The following is a 23,937-nucleotide window of genomic DNA, read 5'->3' on the forward strand; positions in this document are numbered from 1 at the left end:
GGAAGGATGGAAGCTAGATTTAGGGTCAGGATTTCTTGGCGCCAAGATTGGGGAACATCTGCATCACGCCCCCGATGCAGGCGAGATAGAGGCCGGTGATGGTGATGCCGATCTTGGTGAAGTCGCTGACCTGTTCACCCAGGACGCCGATCTGATTGTAGAAGCTGGCGAGTGCGGCCTGTGCCAGCGCAAGCGCGCCGAAAGCGCACCACAGAAGGATCATGCCGAGATTGAGCGACCTGAGCCGGACCACCCGCACCGGATGGATGAAGTTGATCGGCAGGAAAGTGAGGATGCCGGCCACCACGACCACGGCGAAAGAAACCCACGGTCCCGGTTCGATGACGAAGAGGGTGAACACCACCATGTTCCAGACGACAGGAAATCCCTTGAAGAAGTTCTCCTTCGTCTTCATGCCGGTGTCGGCATAATAGATCGCGCTCGACACCACGATGATGGCCGCCGACAGGAATGAGAGGTTCTCGCCCATGAAGCCGCGCTGATAGAGCGCGAAGGCCGGGATGAGCACGTAGGTCACGTAGTCGATGATATTGTCGAGCATTTCCCCCGACCATGTCGGCAGGATTTCCTTGACTTCGAGCTTCCTGGCGATCGGGCCGTCGATCCCGTCGACGAAGAGGGCCAGCCCCAGCCACCAGAACATCGCCGTCCAGCGCTCCTCGCTGGCGGCGACCAGCGACAGGAAGGCGAGGAACGAGCCGGACGCGGTGAGCAGGTGCACCGAAAAAGCACGCGCCTGCGGCCACGTCACTTTCTTCTTCGGTCGCGGAATCCGCTCCGCGATTTTCTTGGCCGCCTTCCTGGCTGCTGTGTTCTTGCTCACGGGCCTCGCCAATCCAGCTTGCATATCTCGGCCGAACGGCCGGCGAAATTCCAGTTGCGGCCGAAGGCGCGCATCTTGCTCTTGTCGGACTTCGCCACGATGATTTCCGGCGCGATCCAGTATTCGGAATTGGTGATCACCGTATCCTTCTCGCGGTCCTTGCCGGGTATTGGCGTCACCGCGCCGTCGATGATCTTCGGTATCTGGAAGACGCGCGTCTTGTCACGCGTCTCATAGGTGATCGGCACCTGCTCGACGCCGAGGAATTTTCCGACCAGGATCGACAGCAGCGACGTGGTCCCGCCGGCCTTGCCGGTGAATATCCTGGTCAGCGCCTTCACCGCATAGACCGAGGCGCGCTTGTCGATGAACAGGCCGGCAGTCCAGTTGCCGCGGCTCATATAGCCGGGGATTTCCATGACCAGGCCGAGATTGAGACCGGAGAGGTCGACCTCGCCGAAATGACCGGCATCGATGCGGAAACCAGCCCAGGTCTGGCAATAGCCCTCGGTCGGCGGATGGCTGCCAAGAGACAGCACGCAAGGGCAAAAAACCGTGCAATTGCAGGAGAGTACCAGCTCTCCCTTCATCGCCCAGCTTTGATCCGTCATCGAATTCTCCCCTCACGCCGAAACTAATAGCAGGGCGGCAGCCCACACAAGCAGTATCGCACCGGCTACCTGGCTTGCCACCCTGCCGGTGGTCTGTTTTTCGATCACGGTGAACAGGCTTATCAGCGCCATCCAGAAGATGTTCATCGCACCAACGGCGAACATCACCAGCATCAGCGCCCAGCAGCAGCCAAGGCACCAGGCGCCCTGCTCCATCCCCAGGCGAAAGATACGCCCCGGTTTCGCGCTCCAGTTGGCGAACAGGATCGAGAACGGGTTGCGGCATTTCTTCAGGCATGCCTGCTTCGAGCCGCTGAACTGATAGAGGCCGGCGATCGCCAGGGCGGTGCCCCCGGCAAGCCCGACGACGGGATCGAGCACCTGCCCCGAGGCGGCGAAGCCGTAGACCGCGAGCGTCAGCGCGGCGAACGCCACCGAGGCGGCAAGCCAGGTCGCGAGGTATCCTGCCACCAGAACCAGCGGATGGACGACGGGCTCGCCCTTGATCCGAGCGGTGTCCGCAATCTCGCAATAGGTGCGGATCATCGGCGCCGCCGAAGGCAGCATCGCCGCCGCAGCCATCAGGAACCACATCAGGACGAGTGCCGACGCCTGCGCACCCACGGCACCGGTAAGCGGGGCCGGCGCAAGGCACAGGGCGAAAAAGCGATCGAGGAAATCCGGCAACGGCAATCGCGGCAGGTCTTTGAGCAGGGCATCGCCCGGAGCGCCGCCGGCAAGGCGGCTTTCGGCGCCGCGAATCGCCATTGCCGCGAGAATGAACCAGGCAAGCACGATGCTCGCACCGATGGTGATCGTCACCGCTAGGCGCGGGCTGCGCGCCAATCCCGCCGCAGCGCGGCCGGCGCGGTCGAGGTGGCTGAAATCGTGCTCCTGGCCGGTCATGGCAATCGAATGGGCCGAATCGCCGCGTTGATCAAGCCCGCCCACCTGCCCTATATCCGCATGTAGGTCGGCAGACCGCCCATCATTCATGGAAGCCTGGCGTGGAGCAGAACGACAAAGCCCGCATATTGGTCGCCGGCAGCGGTCCGGCCGGCCTGATCGCGGCACTCGGCTTCGCCGAGGCAGGCTTTGCCGTGACGCTCGTTGGCCCGGAGGCCACCACCAGCGACGGCCGCACCACCGCCCTCATGAATCCTTCGCTGAAAGTCCTCGAGCGGTTCGGCGTGCTGGATGAACTCAGGCCGCAGGCAGCACCGTTGAAGGTGATGCGCATCGTCGACGCGACCCGAAGGCTGATCCGCAGCCCGTCTGTGACCTTTCGCGCCAGCGAGATCGGCGAGGAGCAGTTCGGGCTCAACATGCCGAACAGTGTCCTGATCCCGGTGCTCGCCAAGGCGGTTGCCGCTCACCCCGGCATCGAGTGGCGAAAGTCTATGGTCGAGACGTGGCGGCTCGGCACCGATCGGGCGCATGCGGGCTTGGCCGACGGCAGCGAAGCCGCCGCGTCTCTGGCGGTTGCCGCCGACGGGCGCCTGTCGCCGGCGCGCGAAGCCGCCGGTATCAAGGCGTCCGCGCGGCCCTATCCCCAGTCGGCGCTCGTTCTCAATTTCAGCCATCGCAGCGAGCACGGCTTCATCTCGACCGAGTTCCACACCGAAACCGGACCGTTCACGCAGGTTCCGCTGCCGGGCAGGCGCTCCAGCCTGGTCTGGGTGGTGAAGCCGGAAACGGCGAACGAACTCGCGGCGCTCGACGATGCCACGCTCTCTGCCCGGGTCGAGGAGCAGATGCAGTCGATGCTCGGCCGCGTTTCGGTCGAGCCCGGCCGCCAGGTCTATCCGCTGTCGGCCGCCTCACCCGGCCGCTTCGCGCAAAACCGTGTGGCGCTGGTCGGAGAAGCGGCGCATGTTTTCCCGCCAATCGGCGCGCAGGGCCTCAACCTCGGCATCAGGGATATTGACGACCTGATCGGAATCGCCAGCGAAAACCGCGACGATCCAGGATCGAGGCTGTGCCTCGCCGCTTATGACACACGGCGCCGTCCCGACGTCCTGGCGCGCAGTGGCGCGGTGAACCTGCTCAACATGTCGCTGCTCTCCGACATGCTGCCGGCGCAGCTTGCACGCAGTGCCGGTCTCACCATGCTGGGCAGCTTCGCGCCGCTGCGCGCCTTCTTCATGCGTGAAGGCCTGCGACCGGGCAGCGGTTTTCGGGCGCTCGCCGGCGGATTCAGGAAGCAGAGTGCGCGCTGAAGCAAGACATTTGGCCCGCCCGCTTCCGGCCCGAAACCACTGCGTGCCGATCCGTAGCTTGGCGTTGGTGGGCATTGAATTGATGCAGCGTCTGCGCCAAATGGTACCAAGTCGAAAGTCGGGGTCGATTTTTGGCTGCGTGCTATGTAAATTCAAGACCTTAGGCGCCCTGCGCGCGCGAGCCACTGACGGCGCCTCGGGACCAGCGCATGACCCCGAAAATCGAATTCGATTTTCGAAACGACGCGCGGCGCTGTAGGTGGTGAGTGCGATGAAAACGGCCAAATTCGCGATCGGACAAGTGGTTCGCCACCGGCTGTTTCCGTTCCGTGGCGTGATCTTCGACGTCGATCCGCAATTCGCCAACACGGAGGAATGGTACGAAGCCATTCCAGCGGACATGCGTCCGCGCAAGGACCAGCCTTTCTATCACCTTCTCGCCGAGAATTCCGAGACCGAGTACATCGCCTACGTGTCGGAGCAGAACCTGCTGGAGGACCAATCGGGCGAGCCGGTGCGGCATCCGCAGATCGGCGAGATGTTCGACAAGCTGCCCGACGGGCGCTACGAGCCGAAACGCCACTCGAAGCACTGAAGGCTCAGCCGACGGCAACAAAAAAGCGGGGCAAACGCCCCGCTTTTTTGTTCCGAAGAAACAGTCCGGCGATCAGTTGGCGGTCTTCGCCTTGTCCTGCTCTTCTTTGAGCTTCTTGGCGAAGTCCTGGTTGTTCTTGGCGACGAAGTCCTGCAGCTTCTTCTGGCGGTCCTCGATGTCCGACTGCTGCAGCGGCGGGCCGTCATAGGCGCCGCTGAAGCCGGTCAGCGCGACCTTGATCGGGTTCGGCTGATTCTGGAAGTTGATAGAAGTGAGGCTGATCGCCTGGCCCTTCTTGAAGGACGCGACAAGCTGGTCGCTCAGCGGCACTTCGGCCACGCAACGATCAGGGAAGCAGATCACATAGTCGAGCTTCTGCGCCTTGCCGCCGTCGATCTGCAAGCCGATGCCTGGGGGAATGAGGCGCCCGGTCGGCACCGTCACCTGGAACACCTTGCGGTTCACCTTGCCCTTGAGCTCGATCAGGCTGATGCCGGTGACGAGCTGGCCATTGCCGGCGGTGACGATGTTCTGCACGTTGCAGATATCGACGTCCTCCTGCTTGGTGCAAGCCTTGAACCAGCCCTGCGGAATCTGCGGCTGCTGCTGCGCCGAGGCGGTGAAAAGCCCGGCGCCCAGGACGCCGACCACGCCTGCGGCCAGCACCGAAAGGCGATAAGCATTGCTCGTCATATGGTGCACTTTCCTCTCAAATGATCCCGGGGACCGGCTTCTTCGCGCCGTGCGGTCCCGCTACCTGTTGCCCAAATGAGGCAACAGCATGACTTCGGAGCGCGTGTTACACTGCCAGCGGCGCCGAATCCAGCCCGGTTTCCGCGATTTCTTTTTGGTTTCGCGTCGCCTGAGGAATCCCCGATTGGCGATGGATTGGGTGAACCCAATTCCCACCGGTGCGCCGATTCAATCGGGAGGCGAAATGCTCTAGGGTGCGTGTCGAATCACAAAGCCGCCCGGCAAGGAGACGGTCATGGACCGCGTTCTCGTTCGGCTGATCGCCGCGACCTCGTTTCTGGCCCTCTCGCTTCTTCCGGCTTTATCCGAGCCGAAGCACGGCATCGCCATGCAGGGCGAGCCGGCGCTGCCGGCGGACTACACGCATTTCGACTACGTCAATCCCGATGCGCCGAAGGGCGGCAGCGTCACCTATTGCGTCGTCGGCAGTTTCGACAATCTCAATCCCTTCATCTTGAAGAGCTTGCGCACCACCGCGCGCGGCATGATCGACACGGTCTACGGCAACCTCGTCTTCGAGCCGCTGATGCAGCGCAACTACAACGAGCCATTCAGTCTCTACGGCCTGCTCGCCGACAGCGCCGACATGGATCCGGAGCGCAAGAGCATCGAGTTCCATCTCAATCCCGATGCCAAATGGTCTGACGGCCAGCCGGTGACGCCGGAGGATGTGCTGTTCACTTATGATGTCTTCACCGACAAGGGCCGCCCGCCCTACAGTGATCGCATGAGCATGATCGCCAAGCTGGAGAAGACTGGCGAACATAGCGTGAAGTTCACCTTCAACGACAAGGCCAATCGCGAATTTCCGCTGATCGTCGCGCTGACGCCGATCATCCCCAAGCACGCCTTCGACAAGGACACCTTCGACAAGACCACGTTGAAGCCGCTGATCGGCAGCGGCCCCTATACCGTGGACAAGGTGCAGCCCGGACAGCGCATCGTCTTCAAGCGCAATCCTGATTATTGGGGCAAGGATATCCCCTCGAAGCGCGGCTTCGACAATTTCGACCAGATCACCATCGAGTATTTCCTCAACGCCAATGCCAAGACGGAAGCGTTCAAAAAGGGCATCTGCGCCCTCGATGACGAGACCGATCCGGTCAAGCGCGACCGCGATGTCGACTTCCCGGCCTTTCGCAAGGGCGATGTGAAGCAGGAATATTTCGACACCGGCATACCGCCGGTGGTTACCGGCTTCCTGTTCAACACCAGGCTGCCGAAGTTTTCCAATCCGGTCGTGCGGCGCGCGCTCGGCATGCTCTATGATTTCGAGTGGGCGAACAAGAATCTGTTCGCCGGCAAGTTCAACCGCACCATGAGCTTTTGGCAGAACTCCGAGCTGTCAGCGCTCGGCCATCCGGCCGACGACCGGGAGAAGGCGCTGCTTGCCCCCTACCCCGGCAAGGTGCCCGCCGAGGTGATGGACGGCACCTGGCGGCCGCCGGTCACCGATGGCTCCGGCCAGGACCGCAAGGTGCTGCGGGCGGCGTTCGAACTGCTGAAAGGCGCCGGCTATCACGTGGAGGACGGCCGGATGCTCGATCCACAGGGAAATCCTTTCGGCCTCGAGATCATGACCTCATCGCAGGATGAGGAGCGGCTTGCGGCCCTTTATCAGCGCACGCTGGAGAAGATTGGCATCGACGTCACCATCCGCAGCCTCGACGGCGACCAGATCCAGTCGCGCAAGCAGCGCTTCGACTTCGAGGTTCTGATCGGCACTAGCGGCTTCAACAATTCGCTGTCGCCCGGCAGCGAGCAGGTTGGGCGCTGGGGATCTGTCGCGGCCAAGCAGGAGGGCTCGTTCAACCTGGCGGGCGTCGCCGACCCTGCGGTCGACGCGGCGATCAACGCGATGCTGAACGCACGCACCAAGGAAGACTATGTCGCCGCTGTGCGCGTCCTCGATCGGCTGCTGATCTCCGGCAACTACATCGTGCCGATGCAGTACAACACGCAGCAGTGGCTTGCTTACTGGAACTACCTGGAACACCCGCAAAAGACTCCCATATTCGGCTATCAGCTGCCGACGTGGTGGCGAAAGCCCAATTGACCTCTCGACCAATCAGGAGACGAGCATGAGCGCCGAGAACTCGATCACCGTCGATGTGGTGTCCGATGTCGTCTGCCCCTGGTGCTTCATCGGTCAGAAGCGGCTGGACAAGGCGATTGCCGCTGTCGGCGATGTCGGGGTGCACGTCCGCTGGCGGCCGTTCCAGCTCGATCCGACCATTCCGCAAGCAGGCGTGGATCGCCGCGAATACCTGCTGGGCAAATTCGGCAGCGACGAGCGCATTCGTCAGATCCATGCGCGCATAGAGCCGCTCGGCGAAGCGGAAGGCATCCATTTCGCCTTCGCCGCCATCAAGGTCGCGCCCAACACACTGGACGCGCACCGCGTCATCCGTTGGGCGGGCGCCGCCGGCGAGGACGCGCAGAACCGGCTGGTGCGCCGCCTCTTCCAGCTGAATTTCGAGGAAGGCGCCAATCTCGGCGACCATGGCGTGCTGGCCGAAGCCGCCCGCGAGGCCGGCATGGACGCTTCCGTGGTCGAGACGCTGCTGCCCACGGACGCCGATATCGACGCCGTGCGCAACGAGATCGCCACCGCCTCGCGCATGGGCATCACCGGCGTGCCCTGCTTCCTGCTCGAAGGCAAATATGCCGTGATGGGTGCGCAGGACGCCGACACGCTTGCCGACGCCATTCGCCAGATCGCTCAGGCCAAGGCGCGTGGCGAGTTGGAAACAGCGGGCTAAGCCGACGTCATTTTGCCGACGCAGCTCGGCTCGACGCAGGAGGCAGGAAAGCTCCGGGCGGCTGTTTTTTCGACCTTGCGGTCGCCTCCCCGGTCGCGAAACCACGTCGTTTCCGTTCACAAAACCGTGTTTTTGCTTTCCCTAACGGAAAGTCGGCGTTGCCTCGGATTCTTACCCCAACCCGCTGGAATAAAACATAAAATCGGCACCAGGAGCGCTTGGCCGACGAGGCTCCTCTGTTGCCCTCGCGCCACGACGGGTAACCCTGTTCACATTCGGGGGCAGAAAATTAATGGAAAATGATCAATTGGTGTTACCATGTGTAACAAAACAAGAAAGGTTTGGGCGGGATCGTGATTCGGGTCGGCAGACCGCGACGTACAATACCGGAGCAAACATCCAGCGAGGCGGCAAAGCCCTCGCGCCTGACGCCGGTATCGTCGATGCGTACATTCTGGGGGCTGATGCGAGCCTACTGGTTCTCCGACCGCTGGAAGGAAGCCTGGACCCTCACTCTCGTCATCGCATTGCTTACGGCGCTCTCCAGCAAGGCCGGCGTGTGGTTTGCCATGGCATCGGGCGAGCTGGTGAATTCGATCGCCTTCTTCCACGACGCTGCCAACACCAATCCGCTCCAGACGCTTCTGACCAATGCCGGCATATTGATGCTGCTGGTGGTGCTCAAGGACGCCGGCTTCACCGGCGTGCGCAATCTCGTCTCCGCCACGCTGCACCGCAAATGGCGCGGATGGCTGAACAACCAATTCAACCAGGCGCTGCTCGACGGCAACCATACCCATTTCCATGCCCAGCATGGCTCGGTCGCCGGCGGTATCGTCGCTCCCGACAACATCGACCAGCGCATCCAGGAATCGATCAAGGACATGACTGGCGGCGCGATCGGCCTCGCCATGGGCGTGCTGGGCGTGGCGACCTCGCTTTATTTCGTCGGCGAGAATTTGATCGGGGCTTCCGTTGAGGTCAAAGGGCTGGAGTTCCTCGGCAGCTATGGCAGCGCCGTGCTCGCCTTCCTCGCGGTCGCCACCTACGTGCCGCTCAACACCTGGATTGCGGTGAAGCTCGGCGGCATGCTCGAGCGCCTCAACATCCGCATGCAGCAGGCCGAGGGCAGCTATCGCGGCGAACTGACGACCTTCCTGCGCCGCAGCTTCCATGTCGCTGCCTCGCACGGCGAGGATGTGCAGAAAACGATGCACGACAAACTCTATGTCGACATCGACAAGACCTGGGGGCGGCTGAACGTCGTCAACACCAGCTACATGTCGTTCGAGCTGATCTACAATTTCATCGGCGCCCGCATCGTCTCCTACGGACCCGGTCTGGTGCCGTTTATCCACAATGGCTTCGACCTGAAGGGCTACATAACCGGTTCCGAAATGGTCGCCCAGCTGATCAGCCAATGTTCGTGGTTCATCCATGTCATGCCGGCGATTGCGACGCTGCGAGCCAACAGCCAGCGCGTGACCGAGCTCGCCAGTGCCATCGAGAACGTCCAGCAACCGCAAGAGTTCTATCGCCAGACCGGCCGTTCGGATTTCAGCTTTGCCAGCCAGAACCCGGTGTTCGGCCTGACCATTCAGAAGCTCGAGCTGGCGCACCAGGGCGAGGATGCAACGCCCTTCCTCAGCGCCGCCAACCTGCGCTTCCGCCGTGGCGAATGGACCTTCCTCAAGGGCGAGTCCGGATGCGGCAAGACCTCGCTGATCAAGGCGATCAACGGCCTGTGGCCCTATGGCCGCGGCACCATCGTGTTCCCTGAAGGAGTGACGAAGTTCTACGCCGCCCAGGAGGTCAAGCTGCAGCAGGTCTCGCTGAAGCAGCTCGTCTGCCTGCCGGGCTCGGAAAACGATCACAGCGACACGCAGGTGGCTGCTGCGCTCCACAAGGCAGGCCTAGGCGAATTCATCGGGCACCTTGCCGATGAGAGCCGCGAGGGCAAGATCTGGGATCAGGTTCTGTCGGGCGGCCAGAAGCAGAAGCTGGTGGTCGCCCGCATCATCCTGCAGCAGCCGGGCCTGTTGTTCCTCGACGAAGCGACCGGCGCGCTCGATCCCGAAGGCAAGACCGCTTTCCACGAGGCGATCAAGGCCAACTGCCCCGAGGTCACGGTGATCAGCGTGATGCACGAAGCCATACCGCCGCGGTCGCTGTCCGGAGAGGAATTCTACCACAGCATCGTCGCGATCAACGACGGCGTCGCGACCAAGAAGCCGCTCGCGCCCACCCTGCCGCGCGAACTCACGACCATCCTCGTGCAGCCTAGGCCGGCCGAGGACAAATGGCTGCGCTTCCGGCGGCTGAAGCAGAAATAGCAGTCATACCAAGCCTTTGTTCGGTAGCTCGGCGCGGCAATAGCCGTGATCGATCACAGTCTCGCGATCCGACGCGGCTTCGCTCATTTTCCGCCCTCCTCGCGATTGACTCGGCAAGACGCGCTCCTATGGTGCGCCGGCTCGCAGATTTCCAACCCGAACCCCGCGAGCAGAAAGGTCAACCCGCCATGCCTGGCGACAGTCACAGTCGAACGCAACCGCCGTCCGCCTTGACGTGACCTGACGGCTCACGTCCTGCCGGACGGCAAGGAGTGAGCCATGAACGAATTCGCACCTGTATTGGACGACGAAGCCGTCGCCGTTGCCCGTGTTCTTGCCAACGATCACGTGGCCGACGTCGTCGAAGCCCTCAACCATGAGCCCCGTGAGACGGCCATAGAGCTGCTCTGCGCGGTGCCGTTCGAGCGGCTGGTCGAAATCTTCGACCAGCCGGAACTTGAAAGCGCGCCGGAGCTCGCCGAAGCCCTGCCGCGCGCCAAGGCGAGCAAGCTGTTGACCGCTATGTCGGTCGACCGCGCTACCGACATCCTGCGCGAGCTGGACGAGCCGGCCCGTTCCGAGCTGCTTGGCGCGCTCGCCCCGCCGCTGCGCGCAACGCTGCTTTCCATCCTCGGCTATCCGGAGGACAGCGCCGCCTCGATCATGACGACGGAGTTCGTCAGCGTGCCTTCGGACTGGACCGTCGGCCGCACGCTGGACCACATCCGCAAGGTCGAGCGGACGCGCGAGACCGTTTATGCGATCTACATCGTCGATCCCGAGACGCAGTTGCTGCTGCGCGCGACCGGGCTGCGCCGTCTGATCACCGGGGAGCCTGAAGATACGATCCTGTCGGTGGCGCCGGATCGCGCGCCGGTGACGGTGACGCCGCTCACCGATCGCGAAACGCTGGCGCAGACGATTTCCAAATACGACCTGCTTGCCCTGCCGGTCGTCGATCACGGCAAGATCCTCGGCATTGTCACCATCGACGACATCATCGATACGATGGTCGAGGAAACGACCGAGGACGTGCATCGTTTCGGCGGCATGGAGGCGCTGGACGAGCCCTATATGAAGATGAGCTTCCTCGCCATGATCCAGAAGCGGGCGGGCTGGCTCTGCGCGCTGTTCCTCAGCGAGATGCTGACGGCCAACGCCATGCAGAGCTATGAAGGCGAGCTGGAGAAGGCGATCGTGCTCACCCTCTTCATCCCGTTGATCATGAGCTCAGGCGGCAATTCCGGCTCGCAGGCGACCTCGCTCGTCATCCGCGCGCTGGCATTGCGCGAGATCGGCCTGCGCGACTGGTGGCGGGTTGTGCTCCGCGAGCTGCCTACCGGACTGGTGCTCGGCTCGATCCTTGGCATCGTCGGCATCTGCCGCATCGCGCTCTGGCAGTATCTCGGCCTCTACGATTACGGCCAGCACTGGGTGCTGATCGCGGCTACCGTCGGTGCCGCGCTGATCGGCATCGTCACCTTCGGCTCGCTGTCGGGATCGATGCTGCCTTTCGCGCTGAAGCGTATCGGCTTCGACCCGGCGAGCGCCTCGGCGCCGTTCGTCGCCACGCTGGTCGACGTCACCGGGCTGGTCATCTACTTCTCGGTGGCGCTGGTGATCCTGCGCGGCACCCTGCTTTGAACCCGGTCTTCAGCGTCGCCGGTTGGAGCAATTCCAGGAAAAGTGCGTAGCGGTTTTCCGTCCGGAAATGCGGGAAAACAAATATTTGGAGCGGGTCAGCGATCCTACGGAAAACTGAACCGCTCTACCGGCGGCGGTCCTCGCCTGCTTCAGACACCGTAGATCGCGTCGCGCACCGCGTCCGGGAAGTCACCGGCCATGCCTGCGATGGCGGTGTTGGTCAACGCAACTACCGTGAGTTCCGCCGACGAATCCACGAACCAGGAGTGGCCATAGACGCCGCCCCAGCGCCACGTGCCGACAGCCTGCGGCGTCTGCGCGACGGCAGGGTCGCGGAGAACGGCAAATCCCAATCCCCAGCCCCAGCCAGGCCTTGTCGTGTCGATGCCCATGATGGCATCGGTAGTCATCGCCCGAGTGGTTTCAGGGCGAAGGACAGGCCCTCCCCCCGTTCGCACTGCTTCGAGGAGTTTCAGCACGTCGCCGGCAGTGCCGTTCATGCCGGTGCCGCCTGAAGGGAAGGACGCTAGATCGAACGCTCGTGCCGGTGCGAAGGAGATCAGGCCGTCACCAAACGGCACGAGATGATGCTCGCCCATTCTGACCGGCCCGGACAGCCCGTCCGCGTAAGGGGTCACCAGACGCCTTTCATCCCGCACGACAAAGGCGCTGTCGCTCATGCCGAGCGGCTGGGCGATCAGGCGGTCGACCAAATCGGGCAGCGGAGCGCCGGCCGCCCTGGCCATGACCTCGCCAAGCACGTCCATCGCCACCGAATAGCCCCAGCACGTCCCCGGCGCATAGGAGAGCGGCACCGACGCGATGCGCGCGAGGTTGTCGGCCATCGACAGCCCCGGCTGGTCGAGCCCATCCGATACGCGAAAGCGCTCATAGGCGTTGCCGGCGGGCTGGGCGAAGCCGTAAGCGAGGCCCGCCGTATGCGTCAGCAACTGCCTCACGGTTATGAGCGGCTCTTTTCCATCCGGCAGCCTCGGGCGAAATTCGGGGACGAATCTGGTCACCGGGTCGTGAAGCGCGATGCGCCCAGCCTCGACCAATGCCATCGCCGCAGCGGCGACAATCGGCTTGGTGACGGAGGACAGCCGGAAGATGGCGTCCTCGGCCATCGGCTTGCCTTGTTCGCGGTCAGCAAGGCCGAAAGCGCGGCGATAGAGCATGTCGCCGCGCCGAGCGACCAGGATCACGCCGCCTATGATGCGTTGCTCTCCGATCGCCGCGTCGACAACGCGGTCGATGCGCTGGCCGAAATCGAGATCGAGCGAGGCACCGGCGGACATGGTTACTCCATGAACAGGGCTTTACACGCGTTCGCCGTTCTTCACGCGGTAGGTCGGCTTGTACATGGTGACCAATTCCTCCGCCGCTGTCGGGTGTACGGCCATGGTGCGGTCGAAATCGTCCTTGGTGACACCGGCCTTCAGCGGAATGCCGAGAAGCTGCGCCATCTCGCCGGCGTCGGGGCCGAGGATATGAGCGCCGATCACTTTCCGCGAGGTGCCGTCGACCACCAGCTTCATCAGCATCTTCTCGTCGCGGCCGGACAGCGTGTGCCGCATCGGACGGAAGGAGGCACGGTAGATCTCGATGTCCGGGAAGCGCTTGATCGCCTCATCCTCGGACAGGCCGACCGTGCCGATCTCGGGCTGCGAGAATACGGCCGTCGGAATGGTGTCGTGGTCCGGCGCCGTCGGGTTGCCCTTGAAGGCGGTTTCGATGAAGCACATCGCTTCGTGGATGGCCACCGGCGTCAGCTGCACGCGGTGGGTGACGTCGCCGATCGCCCAGATGTTGTCGATGTTGGTGCGGGAATATTCGTCGACGACGATCGCGCCCGTCTTTCCGAGTTCCACGCCGACGCCTTCGAGCCCCATATTTTCCGTGTTTGGAATGCGACCGATCGCCAGCATGACCTGGTCGACCGTCAGCGTCTGGCCGCTGGAAAGCAGCACATCCAGCCTGCCCGCCGGGGTCTTGCGCACCCATTCGGAAACCGCGTGGCAAAGGATCCTTATCCCCTTCTTCTCCATCGTCTCGTGCAGCGAGCGGCGAAGGTCCATGTCGAAGCGCGACAGGATCTCCTGGCCGCGATAGACAAGCGTGGTCTCCACACCTAAGCCATGGAAAATGTTGGCAAATTCGACGGCTATGTAGCCGCCGCCCTCGATCATGATCGCTTTCGGCAGCTCCTTCAGGTCGAAGGCCTCGTTGGAGAAGATGCAATACTCGTGGCCGGAAAGCGCCGGATGCGGCGCCGGCCTGCCGCCCGTGGCGATCACGATCTGATCGGCGCTGACGGTGCGGTCTTCGGCGACCAGATATATGGAATGCGGTTCGACCAGCACGGCGCGCGAGTGGAAGGTCTCGCCGCCCGCGCCCACGACATTCTTCTTGTAGATCGCCTCCAGCCTGGCGATTTCCTTGTCCTTGTTCGCGACAAGCGTCGGCCAGTCGAAGCTTGCCTCTGGCACGGTCCAGCCATAACCGGCCGCGTCGGCAAAATGCTCGGGAAATTGCGAGGCATAGACGTAGAGCTTCTTCGGCACGCAGCCGCGGATGACGCAGGTACCGCCGTAGCGATACTCCTCGGCGATGGCGACGCGCTTGCCGAGGGATGCCGCCACACGGGCCGCCCTCACGCCGCCTGAGCCGCCGCCGATGACGAAGAGATCATAGTCGTAACCGGCCATCGGAGGGCTCCTGCTAGGGCAATTCCAGGAAAAGCGCGCAGCGGCTTCCGCCCGGGATTGCGTGAGAACAAATATTTGGGGCTCGGAGCGGTTCAACAAAGCCGAACCGCTCCGAGCGATAACGATCGCGTCAGAGGTAGGCTGCCAGTAAGCAAAAGAAAAGCCCGGGAAACCCGGGCTCCTCTGGTCCAGTTTGGCCGTGGCCGATTTGAAGCAGGTCAGTTCTGCGAATTGTCGGCCGGAGCGGAGTTGTCGGCGGGTGCCTGGCCGTCGGCCGGGGCCGAACCATCGGCGGGAGCGGTCGCATCCTGCGCGGGCTTGGCCGGAGCCGCGGCCTTGGCGGCGGCGGCGAGCGTTTCACCGACTTGCTGGGCGAGATCGCGGGCGACGCCGTTCTGCCAGATGTCGGCCGCCTTCACCAGGTCGCGCGTGACCGCCGGGCCGCTGTCGAGCAGCTTCTTGCCGGAATCCGAGCTGTAGAAGGCGGCGATGTCGTTGAGTTCCTTCTCGGAGAACACCTTGGCATAGGCTAGGGCTGCCTCCTTCTCGAGGTCGGCGCGGCGAGCCGCCAGTCCCATGGCCTTCTCGGTGACGGTCTTGCCGATCAGTTCCTGCATGTCGGGATTCTTCTGGATCAGCTGGTTCTCGAGCGCCGCCGCTGCCTGCGGCAGGATGTTGTCGAACGGATCCGTGGCGTGGATCGCGACCACCGCGGCGCGGGCGGCCTTGAGATGCGATTCGCTCACATCCTGCGAAAACGCCGGCGAGGACAGCGCAAGGACGGCAGAAGCTGCCAGAACTGTCGAAAGGCGGCGAACCCTTTTATGCAACATCATGGTCGGTAGAACTCCCTGGTTTTCGGGCGGCATGGACGGTTTGGATGCCGTCGCCGCCGGCGATGATGGCCGTTGACGCCAGCCCGATGAATAGACCGTGCTCGACAACGCCTGGAATGGCGAAGAGAGCATTCGAAAGCGCTCTTGTATCCGGAATGCGGCCAAAAGATGCATCGAGGATAAAGTGGCCGCCGTCTGTAACAAATGGCTGCCCCCCCGTCATCCTCAATGTAATCGGGCCGGCAAGGCCGAGGCTTGCCGCCGCGGCGCCGACCGCGATCTCGGTAGCGCGCAGGCCGAACTTGTTGACCTCGATCGGCAACGGGAACCGGCCGAGGGTTTCGACCATCTTGGATTGGTCGGCGATGACGATCATGCGCCCGGACGCCGCTGCAACGATCTTTTCGCGCAAAAGCGCCCCGCCGCCGCCCTTGATCAGCGTCAGCGCGGGGTCGATCTCGTCCGCGCCGTCGATAGTAAGATCGAGTTCGGGCGTTTCCTCGAGCGTCGATAGCGGCACGCCGAGTTCGCGGCAGAGTGCCGCAGTGCGCTCGGAGGTGGGCACACCGATCACGGCGAGGCCGGTTGCGACTTTCTCGGCGAGCAGGCGGACGAACTCGTCGGCGGTCGTGCCGGTGCCGATGCCGAGCCGCATGCCGCTGCCGACATGGGCAAGGGCCGCGCGTGCGGCCTCGACCTTCAACTGCCTTGCGTCCATGCCGCTATTGCCTCGATTTCGCTGGGTTCGCGCGCCTCCTAGCATTTTTGCCTGTCGCGTCAAAGGCTCTGCCTGTGGACCGATAGAGGCTGCTTGCTTGACCACCGCGCAGCTTGTATCGGCTGCGGCACTTCAATTGTTGCAGGACTGGCCATGACCCGACCGATCATCGTGTTCGACCTCGACGGGACGCTCATCGACACCGCGCCGGACCTGCTCGACAGCCTCAACCACAGCCTGGCGGCCGGGGAACTTGCCGCGGTCGACGAGGCCGGCTTCAGGCGCTTCGTCGGCCATGGCGGCCGCGTCATGATCGAGCGCGCGCATGCCGCGCAGAACAAGGCGCTGATGGCGGAAGAGCACGACCGGCTGCTAAAACTCTTCCTCGACCATTACACGCTCAACATTCCAGGCAAGTCGCGCCCCTACCCCGGCGTCGTCGCGGCGCTCGACCGCTTCCGGGCGGCCGGTTACCTGATGGCGGTCTGCACCAACAAATACGAGGCGAATTCGGTGGCGCTGATCGGCGCGCTCGGCATAGCCGACTACTTTGCGGCGATCTGCGGCCAGGACACATTCGCCTTCCGCAAGCCCGACCCCCGCCACCTCACCGAGACGATCAAGCTGGCCGGCGGCGATCCTCAAAGCGCCGTGATGGTCGGCGATTCGCAAACCGACATCGACACCGCCAAGGCGGCAGGCATTCCGGTGGTGGCGGTCGACTTCGGCTATACGGACCGCCACGTGCGCGAGTTCGAGCCGACGCTGGTGATCTCGCATTTCGACACGCTGACGCCGGAGCTGGCGGAAAGGCTGATGGCGGCGGCGCGTTGAGGCTTTTCCAGCCCGCCGAGACCCGGCAAACTCGATCATCGCAGATCGTCGGCACATTGCCTTGACTTCGCGCACCCGCCTCCCTTATATCGCGGCTCGCTTCGGCCTTCGGGCAACGAGCGGGCGATTAGCTCAGCGGGAGAGCACACCCTTCACACGGGTGGGGTCGCAGGTTCAATCCCTGCATCGCCCACCATCCAACCCTCTGATGGAGTTGGATGATCTGGCTGCGACGAACTCCTTGAATTCGTACTGGACGTAGCTGGCGCCAAAGCGGCTGCTCAGATCAGCCCTCGGCGCACGTTCAAATGCGTCACCGCCGTCACCAGTATGGCTCCGGTCATGAAGTAGAGCGTGGCCAGGATGTTGCCGTGATGGAAATGAATCCCCGCGAACAGCAGGGCCATGACCACCGCAAGAAAGGCAATTATGCGCGAGAATTCATCGGGCATGGGGCGACCTATGGAGATGAAGATAGATGGCCGCCCTCAATCAGCCGAGCGCTCCATAAATCGGTTTTCGATTTTCCGCAATCGGCGAGTTGCGGAACCCGGCGCCTGGAGCGGCTGGTGTCGACGCTCCTCATATCAAATCCACCTCCACCCACAGTCCGCCCGCCCCGCGAGCCGCATCGCGCGGCGCGCTGCGCACCGCCAGGATCGAGCCTGAGGGCGAGACAAAAGCAGGCTTCCCGTTCGCATCGGCCAACCATGCATCGTCGGCGCGGATGACCCGACCTTTGGTCTTGGTTTCGAGCGCGGTCAGGATGGCGTCGTAAGGCATCTCGCCCCAGTGCACGTTGAGTGCGTCCAGCTTGTTGGTGGGAATGAAAGCTGAAAGATCCGGGCTGATCATCAGGTCGAGGCCCTGCTTGTTCGGCGTGGCATTCTGGCTGCCGTGATGGGCGACCTTCAGGTAGACGGTGCGCGCCAGCAGGTCGGCCGCGGTGACGGTCGCCTGCCCGACCGGCCATTTCAGGTCCTTCCAGCTCAGCCAGTTGCCGATCTGGGCGTCGCCGGGAAACAGGAACACCCGGCCGCTGTCGACGAATTCGAAGGCGAGCACCAGGCTGGTGTTGTTGACGCCGCGGTCGAGCTGCAGGGCGAGGTCCGCGGCAATCCCCATCCAGTCCGCATCGATGCGGCGCCAGGACTGGTCGGGATCCTCGTTGCTCGACGGGCCGAAGACCGGGCCGGAATAGTGCTTGCGGATGAAGGTTTCGACGCCGCGTTTCGCCTTCTCCCCGTCGGCGCCGTCCAGCGCCACCGACAGCGGCGTGCCGATGCCGCTCTTGAACGGGCTGAGCTCGTCGAGATAGCTCCCCTCGTCGGTTTCGTTGACGGCCAGACCCGCCTTGAGGGCTCGCGCGAATGCGCCGCCGGTGGCGAGCGGATACATCTCGCTCGCCTTTTCCTCGAGTTGCAGCGCCGCCTTGTCGCGCGGCGGACCCAGGACATAGATGCGCAGGTTAGGCATGTCGCCGATCGAAGGCAGAGGCCCGCCTGGTTCGAAATAGAGCGGAGGTTTCGACGATAGTTTCGCCGCCGCGTCGCGCGCCGCCCGAACCCTTTCTCCCGCAGCACCGAACTGGAAGCCGAGGACAGCCTGCAATCCGTCGTGGAGGCCGGTTATATACGGGGTCAAGGCGCTCGCTGCCTCGAGCTTCTGGCTGACGCCCTGCAGCGCGGACAGGGCCTGGGCCTTGAATTTGTCGAGCTCGGCCGCCTGCGGATCGTCGGCGTTCTCGGTCCATGCCATCCACACTTCGCCGACGGAGAAGTCCTTGAACAGAGCGTTCGAGGTCAGAAAGCCGGAGACGTGATCCCAGTGCTCGTGAGTGACGACGAGGACGTCGATCTTGCCGCCTGTCTCCTTCTTGAGGTCGGCAACGATGTCGCCGACGAGCGCCGCACCGCCCTTGATCGACACATGGACGCCGCAGTCGATCAGCATGCGGAAGGGCGAGCCGTCCGGTTTCTTGAAGCTCAGCAGATGGCAGTCGCCGATGCCTTGGCAATAGTGGCGAACCGTGATGGCCGGCGCATATGCGGGCGTGGCGGCCGCTCCCGCTTGCGGCTTCTTTCTTGTCGCCGGCTTTCTAGGCATCGCCGTCGTCCTCCCCGTGGCTGGCGTGCAGCAGGGCGAAGGGCTCCGAGACCTCGCTGCCGAAATAAAGCGCCCTGAGCGGCGACAGGTAGTTCGCCTTCACGGTCTTGGCCTGGCGCTCCCGCCGCTCGGCGCTGCCGGTGTTCTTGATGATCGAATAGCGGATTTCCTCCTGATGTTCGCGCGGATCGATGATGATCGTCGCGCCGCCGCGGAACCAGAAGAAGCCATCGCCGGGCTTCACGCCCTCCAACACCGGCTTGCCGTCGAAACCAACGGGGACCCGCTGCTGAATGACGACGATCACCTCGGTGCGGAACGAGCCGTCTGGTTCGACGCGGCGGGTCGGTCGTACGTTGAACACCTCGAAGGTGGTCTCGCCCTTCTTCGCTTCGTGCAGCAGGCTGCCGTCCTGCTTGTAGCGCGGCAGATCACGCAGCAGGCCGAACTGCTCGTAGAGCTTGGGATCGGAGGCAAAGCGCTCGCGCATGGCCGTCCACAGCTTGTAACGGTTCTTCTCGTTGAGGTTGAATATCCCGGAACGGTCGAGCTTCTGGTTCCAGCCCATGTCGATGCCGTTCAACAACCCCTTGAGCCAGGGCGGCGAAGGATCGTCGGGCTGGCTCCAGGCCAGCGTCTCTTCCGAAATCGTGCGCACGTCGCGCGGCAAAAGCTTCAGCTTGCGGAAGGACTCCATGAAGGCCAGGCGGTAGTGAAACGGATCGTCTGGAAAGGCGTCGATGTCGGCGGTGATCACCGCGCGCAGATACTCGCCGAAGGTGATGTCGACGGACGGACAGTAGTCGAGCGCACGGATGCACATCGTCAGCATCTGCTGCGCGACCTTGGCGGTCTCCTCGGTGAGGCGATCGACCAGGCCTGGGTGAAGCGCGCCGGCGGGCAGCACCCCGCTTCCGCCCGTGGCCAGGCGTACGATCTCCTGGATGCGCCGGTCGATAATGGCCAGAAACGCCTGGTAGACGGCGAAGACCAGAATCGAGCCTCGCTTGTGCGGCTCGAATGTCTTGTCATAGTCGAGGTCGCTCGCGCTGTAGTCGCGCAACGGCCCGGCGCGGCCGCTGCCTTCGCCGAACTGCTTGGCGATGCCCGACAGCAGCGAGGCCGCCGAGACGTCGCTGCGCACCTTCGCCATCTCGAAGCTGACCAGCTCTCTGAGGCTGAAATGCTGAAACAGGGCGACGATGTCGGCAAACGCTTCGTGGAAGGCCGGAACGTCGGGGTTGGACGCCTCCTGGAAGCGACGGTGCAGCCCGTCGAGCAGCGCATGCGACATCTCGTGGGCGATGATGTCGCTCGACAGGCAGGAAACCACCGTCGTGCCCGGCGTGGTGACATCGTCCTGTTTGCTCTCGGCCGGGAAATAGCCGAACAGCAGGGCCTTCTTTTCGGGACTGTAATAGGCATTCTGCGCGCGCAGGGCGTGCGGGTAGATGCGCAGCCGCGGCACTTCGCAAGCCCTCATGGTCATGTCGCCGCCTGGGCCGGGGCTTTCAGGATAGTGCGGAGCCCACAGCGCGCGGCGTCCCAACGCGCGCTCGAAATGCCCGATCGTGGTCATGGCGACGGCATAGACCATCTGCTGGTGGAACTGCGGATTGCCTTCCGACGGCGTCAGGCCGTCCTGGGCGAGCAGGGTCTTTTCGTTGAGGTCGACCGGATCATAGACACAGTTGGACGCCGGATCGACGTCGACGACCTCGAGGTATTCGCCGACCGGACCAGCCTCCAAGGCTTCGGCGGTGGCGGGCTTGTCGTCCCAGGGAACGGAAAGCGTCGCCTGATAAACCGATACTGAATCGAGCTGCTTTGCCACCGACGGATCGAGCGCGTAGATACGCAGCCGTCGCTTTGGCGGCGTCGCCGGGCGCGGTTTGCGCTTGATCGGCGGCGCGTTGGCCTGCTCCGCGGCGGCAACGGGTCGGGCCGACCTTCCCAGCCTGTCTTCCAGGAACGCCCGCAGCGGCTTCGAGGGATTGCCCTCGTCCAACGCCGCTTCCAGGTAGCGGTTGCGCGCCGCGGACGAGATTGTGTCCGGATCGCCTTCCGGCTCGGCGATCGCCTGATCGACCGAAGCCACGCTCTGCGCCATCTGGGTCAGTTCCAGCGCCAGCATCTTCCGGTGCCGAAGCTCCGCAGGCGACAGGGGCGCCAAGGCGTTGTCGCCGCCGACTATGAGATCGAGCCAGCCCCAGGAATATTTGGCCGGCGGCAGCTTCTTGTCTTTCAGCAGGTTTTCGATCAGCGGCATGATCAGCAGCGCGGCATCTGCGCGCAACACCCCTTGCCCCGCCTTCTGCAGAGTTTCGGCGGCGCTCATCCTGGGCGTTGACTTCGCCGCCGCGGTGAACAGCGCGTGGCGAACGGCTTCGACGCGCATCCAGGGCTGCGAGTAGTTCTTCACGACGTCCCAGTGCTCGGCCAGCCAAAGCGCCGCGGCGGCGGCGATTTGCGGCGTCGCCGCCGAAGTGCCGTTGCCATCCATGTCGACGACCTTGGCGCAATCGATCTCGGCCCAAGGCACATTCGGCGTGTAGGCGCCAAGCGCCGTCGCCATTTTCGAGGCCGGCCCATAATTGCCCTGCATGGTCCCCAAGCTCAGGCCGGAATAGGCGCGGCCGTCGGCCATGACGCCGCACGCCGCAAGCACGCGATTGTAGCGGGCGGGAAAGACGATGCTTCGCGGTGTGAGGGTGAAGTTGTTGCCGGCCGCGGTAACCATCACCACGCCGTTGTCATAGGCAAGGTTGACGGCGTCGACCAATGCCTGCGAGGTCAACCCGCCCATGCTCATGGACAGCACCTGCGCGCCTTGCCGGCACGCATAGTCGATGCCCTGCACCATTGTGCCCGTCGTCAGCCGCACCACCCAGTCGGCGATGCGCACCGGGAGGATCTTTGCCAGCGGGGCACCGCCGACGAAATCCGTGAAACCTGGCCAATTCGGCGAGGTGCCATCGAGCCTGTTGCCGGCGAGCAGGCTGAGCGTGCCGGTGCCATGGCCGCGATTGCTGGCGAGCGCGCCGGCCGGCGCATGATCGGTTGCGTTGTCCGGCCCGGTGCCGTCGTCGACGAAATTACGCTGCTTGGCCGCGAGAAGTCCGGCCGGCAAGGTGCGATGGCCAGGGTCGAAGCCGGTATCGAGATGGGCGATGGTGATGTTGGCTTGCTTGGCGCCGACCTTGTTGCGGGCATCGGTGAATTGGCTGAAGGCCGGACCGGCATTCCAGGCGACCACGCCTGGTTTTGTCGCCTGCCCGCCGCTCGGATCCTGGTCGTCGAAGGTGCAGGCGGGACTGGCGCTGGCCGCCATGCCGCGGTCGCCGCTGCTGTTCTTGTAGTCCCAATGCTGAACGATGTCGGGTTCGACCGCCAGGACACCGTCGCCGGCCGCCGCGAAACCCCCGCCGCGGGCCACCAACTTATGGGCATCGTCCCAAGGATTGTCCGAACCTGCCGCCGTGGAGGAAACCCGCAGCCAGGTCGCGCCGCGACCGGCGGCAGCGCCAAGGTTTGCGCCCGGCGCATCTGGCGGCAGGGTCAGGATCGGTTCGACGTCGATGCCGCCCATGCCAAGTGACCTGCCTTGCGCCGCAAACCCAGCGCCGTCGCCGCTGACCTTGATCAGAAGCCTCCTCGCCGCCATCGCACACCCCTCCCCCACAAATGGAATCATGGTGTTGGCCGTCAGCTGCAGTCAGGCCAGGTCCCAAACCATGCTTCGATCGTTCTGTTTGCCAACTAGGAAACCGGCCGATTGTCTTTCCGCGCCAACATGCTTGGCGCCCGAAATATACATTCGGCAAATGACAATCGCGCCGGCCGGCAGGCGCCTCTGTGATTGCCTTCACATACGCGGGGCGAACTTCGCGCACAAATATTGCACCGGGTGGCACTGGCTTCTGCTTCAACGCACGGCCTCGAATGGGCTTCCGGGCCTGAAAGTGGGTCGGTCCTCGGCAGGGAATTTCGATCACCTAGCCATTTTCAGATTTGCTGTCCGCGCGCGTCGGTTACCTCCCGCCGTGCGCGCGGACGGCGTTTCGAAGATCGGTTCGTGTCCGCCAGCGCGCTCCGGTCTCCTCATCGCAGGAAAAGCTTGCCGGCTATCTTACCGCCGGCAACACACGTCTGGCGCTCGAACTTGGCAAATGTCCGTCGTGCCGCTGGAGCAGCAACGAAAGGAGACCAGGCCTTGATCGAGCATGCACTTATCATACAATTTCCGCTCAACGAGAGGCGGAATCGCATCATGTCCCAAGCCAGCGCAGACGACAGGAGCGCCCTGCCGCGTCTGGCGCGGATCGATCCGCGCCATTTCGATCTTCTGTTCGGCGGCTGCAAGGTCGAACGTTATGCCGCCGGCCAGCACCTGTTCGTGCAGGAGGATCCATCCGACCGCATCTACGGCGTGATGAGTGGCACCGTCGAAATCTCGCTCTATTCGCCGGGCGGGCAGAAGCTGGTAGCCAATATCGAGCTCTCGCGCAGCCTTGTCGGCGAGATCGGCGCCTTGGACGGACGCCCGCGCACGGCGACCGCGATCTGCCTCACCGCATGCGAGATGGTTTCGCTCAGCCGAACGCAACTGTTTGATCGCATTGAAAAAAACCCGTCACTGGCGCGCGCCATGATCGAACTCCTGTGCACACGGCTGCGCTGGGTCAGCGGCGAGCTCGGCGACCAGGCCTTCTTCGGCATCGAGGCCCGCCTGGCGAAGCGGCTGGTGTTCCTCAGCGGCGTCATGGCCGATTCCGCCGGCTGGGTCCCGATCTCGCAATCGGAACTTGGCGAGTTCCTGGGCGCGACGCGAGAATCGGTCAACAAGACGCTCAACGACTGGCGCAGCCGGCATATGATCGCCATCAAGCGTGGTGGGCTGCGCATCACCAATGCCGCGGCGCTGAACCAGATCGCCGAATCGCAGGACGACGACTGAGCGGCTTCTGCCCCCGA

The 23,937-nt window shown here is 63.6% G+C and carries 19 protein-coding genes and 1 tRNA gene; 9 read left to right on the forward strand and 11 right to left on the reverse strand.

The genetic code is table 11. From position 1 onward, the window contains the following. Positions 1-25 precede the first annotated feature (25 nt). Genes pcsA through QAZ47_RS21505 form a run of 3 tightly spaced genes read right to left on the reverse strand, consistent with a single transcriptional unit; the run spans position 26 to position 2,361 of the window. On the reverse strand, positions 26-844 hold the full coding sequence (pcsA, locus tag QAZ47_RS21495; protein ID WP_278074327.1) for a phosphatidylcholine synthase: 819 nt from the start codon (positions 842-844) through the stop codon (positions 26-28). Next, positions 841-1,455, reverse strand: coding sequence for a DUF1326 domain-containing protein (locus QAZ47_RS21500; RefSeq protein ID WP_278230648.1), 615 nt, complete (start codon positions 1,453-1,455; stop codon positions 841-843). The genes pcsA and QAZ47_RS21500 overlap by 4 nt, the downstream gene beginning before the upstream one ends. 12 nt (positions 1,456-1,467) lie before the next feature. Then, entirely contained in the window at positions 1,468-2,361 is an 894-nt protein-coding gene (locus QAZ47_RS21505; RefSeq protein WP_278233841.1) for a DUF2182 domain-containing protein, read from the reverse strand. A gap of 101 nt (positions 2,362-2,462) precedes the next feature. Here QAZ47_RS21505 and QAZ47_RS21510 point away from each other — a divergent pair, with 101 nt between their 5' ends. Then, positions 2,463-3,674, forward strand: coding sequence for a UbiH/UbiF family hydroxylase (locus QAZ47_RS21510; RefSeq protein WP_278230649.1), 1,212 nt, complete (start codon positions 2,463-2,465; stop codon positions 3,672-3,674). 271 nt (positions 3,675-3,945) lie between these two features. Beyond that, complete coding sequence (gene hspQ, locus QAZ47_RS21515; RefSeq protein WP_278074323.1) at positions 3,946-4,269, forward strand: heat shock protein HspQ; 324 nt, start codon at positions 3,946-3,948, stop codon at positions 4,267-4,269. A 72-nt stretch (positions 4,270-4,341) separates the two neighbouring features. Here hspQ and QAZ47_RS21520 read toward each other — a convergent pair whose 3' ends face one another. Continuing rightward, entirely contained in the window at positions 4,342-4,971 is a 630-nt protein-coding gene (locus tag QAZ47_RS21520) for an invasion associated locus B family protein (protein ID WP_278074322.1), read from the reverse strand. Positions 4,972-5,257: 286 nt separating this feature from the next. Between QAZ47_RS21520 and QAZ47_RS21525 the strand changes: the two genes are divergently transcribed. The 4 genes from QAZ47_RS21525 to mgtE all read left to right on the forward strand — a co-directional run bounded on the left by QAZ47_RS21525 (position 5,258) and on the right by mgtE (position 11,761). Next, entirely contained in the window at positions 5,258-7,078 is a 1,821-nt protein-coding gene (locus tag QAZ47_RS21525; protein ID WP_278230650.1) for an extracellular solute-binding protein, read from the forward strand. A gap of 25 nt (positions 7,079-7,103) precedes the next feature. Next, positions 7,104-7,784: a DsbA family protein gene (locus tag QAZ47_RS21530; RefSeq protein ID WP_278230651.1), complete on the forward strand. Its 681-nt coding sequence runs from the start codon at positions 7,104-7,106 to the stop codon at positions 7,782-7,784. 443 nt (positions 7,785-8,227) lie between these two features. Beyond that, on the forward strand, positions 8,228-10,117 hold the full coding sequence (locus tag QAZ47_RS21535) for an ABC transporter ATP-binding protein/permease (protein WP_278230652.1): 1,890 nt from the start codon (positions 8,228-8,230) through the stop codon (positions 10,115-10,117). A 279-nt stretch (positions 10,118-10,396) separates the two neighbouring features. Continuing rightward, on the forward strand, positions 10,397-11,761 hold the full coding sequence (gene mgtE, locus QAZ47_RS21540; RefSeq protein ID WP_278230653.1) for a magnesium transporter: 1,365 nt from the start codon (positions 10,397-10,399) through the stop codon (positions 11,759-11,761). Positions 11,762-11,910: 149 nt separating this feature from the next. On the opposite strand, the gene QAZ47_RS21545 is transcribed toward mgtE, so the two are convergent. The 4 genes from QAZ47_RS21545 to rpiA all read right to left on the reverse strand — a co-directional run bounded on the left by QAZ47_RS21545 (position 11,911) and on the right by rpiA (position 16,023). Further along, the gene (locus QAZ47_RS21545) at positions 11,911-13,059 is read right to left on the reverse strand and encodes a serine hydrolase domain-containing protein (protein ID WP_278230654.1); all 1,149 of its coding nucleotides are present in this window, start codon (positions 13,057-13,059) and stop codon (positions 11,911-11,913) included. Between the two features lie 21 nt (positions 13,060-13,080). Beyond that, positions 13,081-14,469: a glutathione-disulfide reductase gene (gene gor / locus QAZ47_RS21550; RefSeq protein WP_278230655.1), complete on the reverse strand. Its 1,389-nt coding sequence runs from the start codon at positions 14,467-14,469 to the stop codon at positions 13,081-13,083. A gap of 218 nt (positions 14,470-14,687) precedes the next feature. Continuing rightward, positions 14,688-15,305 carry a DUF2059 domain-containing protein gene (locus QAZ47_RS21555; RefSeq protein ID WP_278074314.1) on the reverse strand — a complete coding sequence of 206 codons (618 nt, stop codon included), beginning with the start codon at positions 15,303-15,305 and terminating at the stop codon, positions 14,688-14,690. Beyond that, entirely contained in the window at positions 15,292-16,023 is a 732-nt protein-coding gene (rpiA, locus tag QAZ47_RS21560; RefSeq protein WP_278202696.1) for a ribose-5-phosphate isomerase RpiA, read from the reverse strand. Before rpiA ends, QAZ47_RS21555 begins: the two co-directional genes overlap by 14 nt. A 153-nt stretch (positions 16,024-16,176) precedes the next feature. On the opposite strand from rpiA, the gene QAZ47_RS21565 reads away from it, so the two are divergent. Together QAZ47_RS21565 and QAZ47_RS21570 are read left to right on the forward strand one after the other, a co-directional pair. Then, complete coding sequence (locus tag QAZ47_RS21565; protein WP_278230656.1) at positions 16,177-16,857, forward strand: phosphoglycolate phosphatase; 681 nt, start codon at positions 16,177-16,179, stop codon at positions 16,855-16,857. A 121-nt stretch (positions 16,858-16,978) separates the two neighbouring features. Further along, positions 16,979-17,053 (forward strand) — tRNA-Val (locus QAZ47_RS21570). A gap of 85 nt (positions 17,054-17,138) precedes the next feature. On the opposite strand, the gene QAZ47_RS21575 is transcribed toward QAZ47_RS21570, so the two are convergent. The 3 genes from QAZ47_RS21575 to QAZ47_RS21585 all read right to left on the reverse strand — a co-directional run bounded on the left by QAZ47_RS21575 (position 17,139) and on the right by QAZ47_RS21585 (position 22,627). Continuing rightward, positions 17,139-17,309, reverse strand: coding sequence for a hypothetical protein (locus QAZ47_RS21575; RefSeq protein ID WP_181177192.1), 171 nt, complete (start codon positions 17,307-17,309; stop codon positions 17,139-17,141). A gap of 130 nt (positions 17,310-17,439) precedes the next feature. After that, positions 17,440-18,963, reverse strand: coding sequence for an MBL fold metallo-hydrolase (locus QAZ47_RS21580; RefSeq protein ID WP_278230657.1), 1,524 nt, complete (start codon positions 18,961-18,963; stop codon positions 17,440-17,442). Further along, complete coding sequence (locus QAZ47_RS21585) at positions 18,956-22,627, reverse strand: S8 family serine peptidase (protein ID WP_278230658.1); 3,672 nt, start codon at positions 22,625-22,627, stop codon at positions 18,956-18,958. Before QAZ47_RS21585 ends, QAZ47_RS21580 begins: the two co-directional genes overlap by 8 nt. A 606-nt stretch (positions 22,628-23,233) precedes the next feature. Here QAZ47_RS21585 and QAZ47_RS21590 point away from each other — a divergent pair. Next, positions 23,234-23,920, forward strand: coding sequence for a Crp/Fnr family transcriptional regulator (locus QAZ47_RS21590; protein ID WP_278202700.1), 687 nt, complete (start codon positions 23,234-23,236; stop codon positions 23,918-23,920). The last annotated feature ends 17 nt before the right edge of the window (positions 23,921-23,937 follow it).

This window comes from Mesorhizobium sp. WSM4904 (genome assembly GCF_029674545.1).
GTDB lineage: Bacteria > Pseudomonadota > Alphaproteobacteria > Rhizobiales > Rhizobiaceae > Mesorhizobium.

Bases quoted from the DNA above. Each gene is read 5' to 3' on its own strand.
- QAZ47_RS21500 (WP_278230648.1), bottom strand. From the start codon at position 1,455: ATGACGGATCAAAGCTGGGCGATGAAGGGAGAGCTGGTACTCTCCTGC.
- QAZ47_RS21505 (WP_278233841.1), bottom strand. From the start codon at position 2,361: ATGACCGGCCAGGAGCACGATTTCAGCCACCTCGACCGCGCCGGCCGC.
- hspQ (WP_278074323.1), top strand. From the start codon at position 3,946: ATGAAAACGGCCAAATTCGCGATCGGACAAGTGGTTCGCCACCGGCTG.
- QAZ47_RS21525 (WP_278230650.1), top strand. From the start codon at position 5,258: ATGGACCGCGTTCTCGTTCGGCTGATCGCCGCGACCTCGTTTCTGGCC.
- QAZ47_RS21530 (WP_278230651.1), top strand. From the start codon at position 7,104: ATGAGCGCCGAGAACTCGATCACCGTCGATGTGGTGTCCGATGTCGTC.
- QAZ47_RS21535 (WP_278230652.1), top strand. From the start codon at position 8,228: ATGCGTACATTCTGGGGGCTGATGCGAGCCTACTGGTTCTCCGACCGC.
- mgtE (WP_278230653.1), top strand. From the start codon at position 10,397: ATGAACGAATTCGCACCTGTATTGGACGACGAAGCCGTCGCCGTTGCC.
- QAZ47_RS21545 (WP_278230654.1), bottom strand. From the start codon at position 13,059: ATGTCCGCCGGTGCCTCGCTCGATCTCGATTTCGGCCAGCGCATCGAC.
- gor (WP_278230655.1), bottom strand. From the start codon at position 14,469: ATGGCCGGTTACGACTATGATCTCTTCGTCATCGGCGGCGGCTCAGGC.
- QAZ47_RS21555 (WP_278074314.1), bottom strand. From the start codon at position 15,305: ATGATGTTGCATAAAAGGGTTCGCCGCCTTTCGACAGTTCTGGCAGCT.
- rpiA (WP_278202696.1), bottom strand. From the start codon at position 16,023: ATGGACGCAAGGCAGTTGAAGGTCGAGGCCGCACGCGCGGCCCTTGCC.
- QAZ47_RS21565 (WP_278230656.1), top strand. From the start codon at position 16,177: ATGACCCGACCGATCATCGTGTTCGACCTCGACGGGACGCTCATCGAC.
- QAZ47_RS21575 (WP_181177192.1), bottom strand. From the start codon at position 17,309: ATGCCCGATGAATTCTCGCGCATAATTGCCTTTCTTGCGGTGGTCATG.
- QAZ47_RS21580 (WP_278230657.1), bottom strand. From the start codon at position 18,963: ATGCCTAGAAAGCCGGCGACAAGAAAGAAGCCGCAAGCGGGAGCGGCC.
- QAZ47_RS21585 (WP_278230658.1), bottom strand. From the start codon at position 22,627: ATGGCGGCGAGGAGGCTTCTGATCAAGGTCAGCGGCGACGGCGCTGGG.
- QAZ47_RS21590 (WP_278202700.1), top strand. From the start codon at position 23,234: ATGTCCCAAGCCAGCGCAGACGACAGGAGCGCCCTGCCGCGTCTGGCG.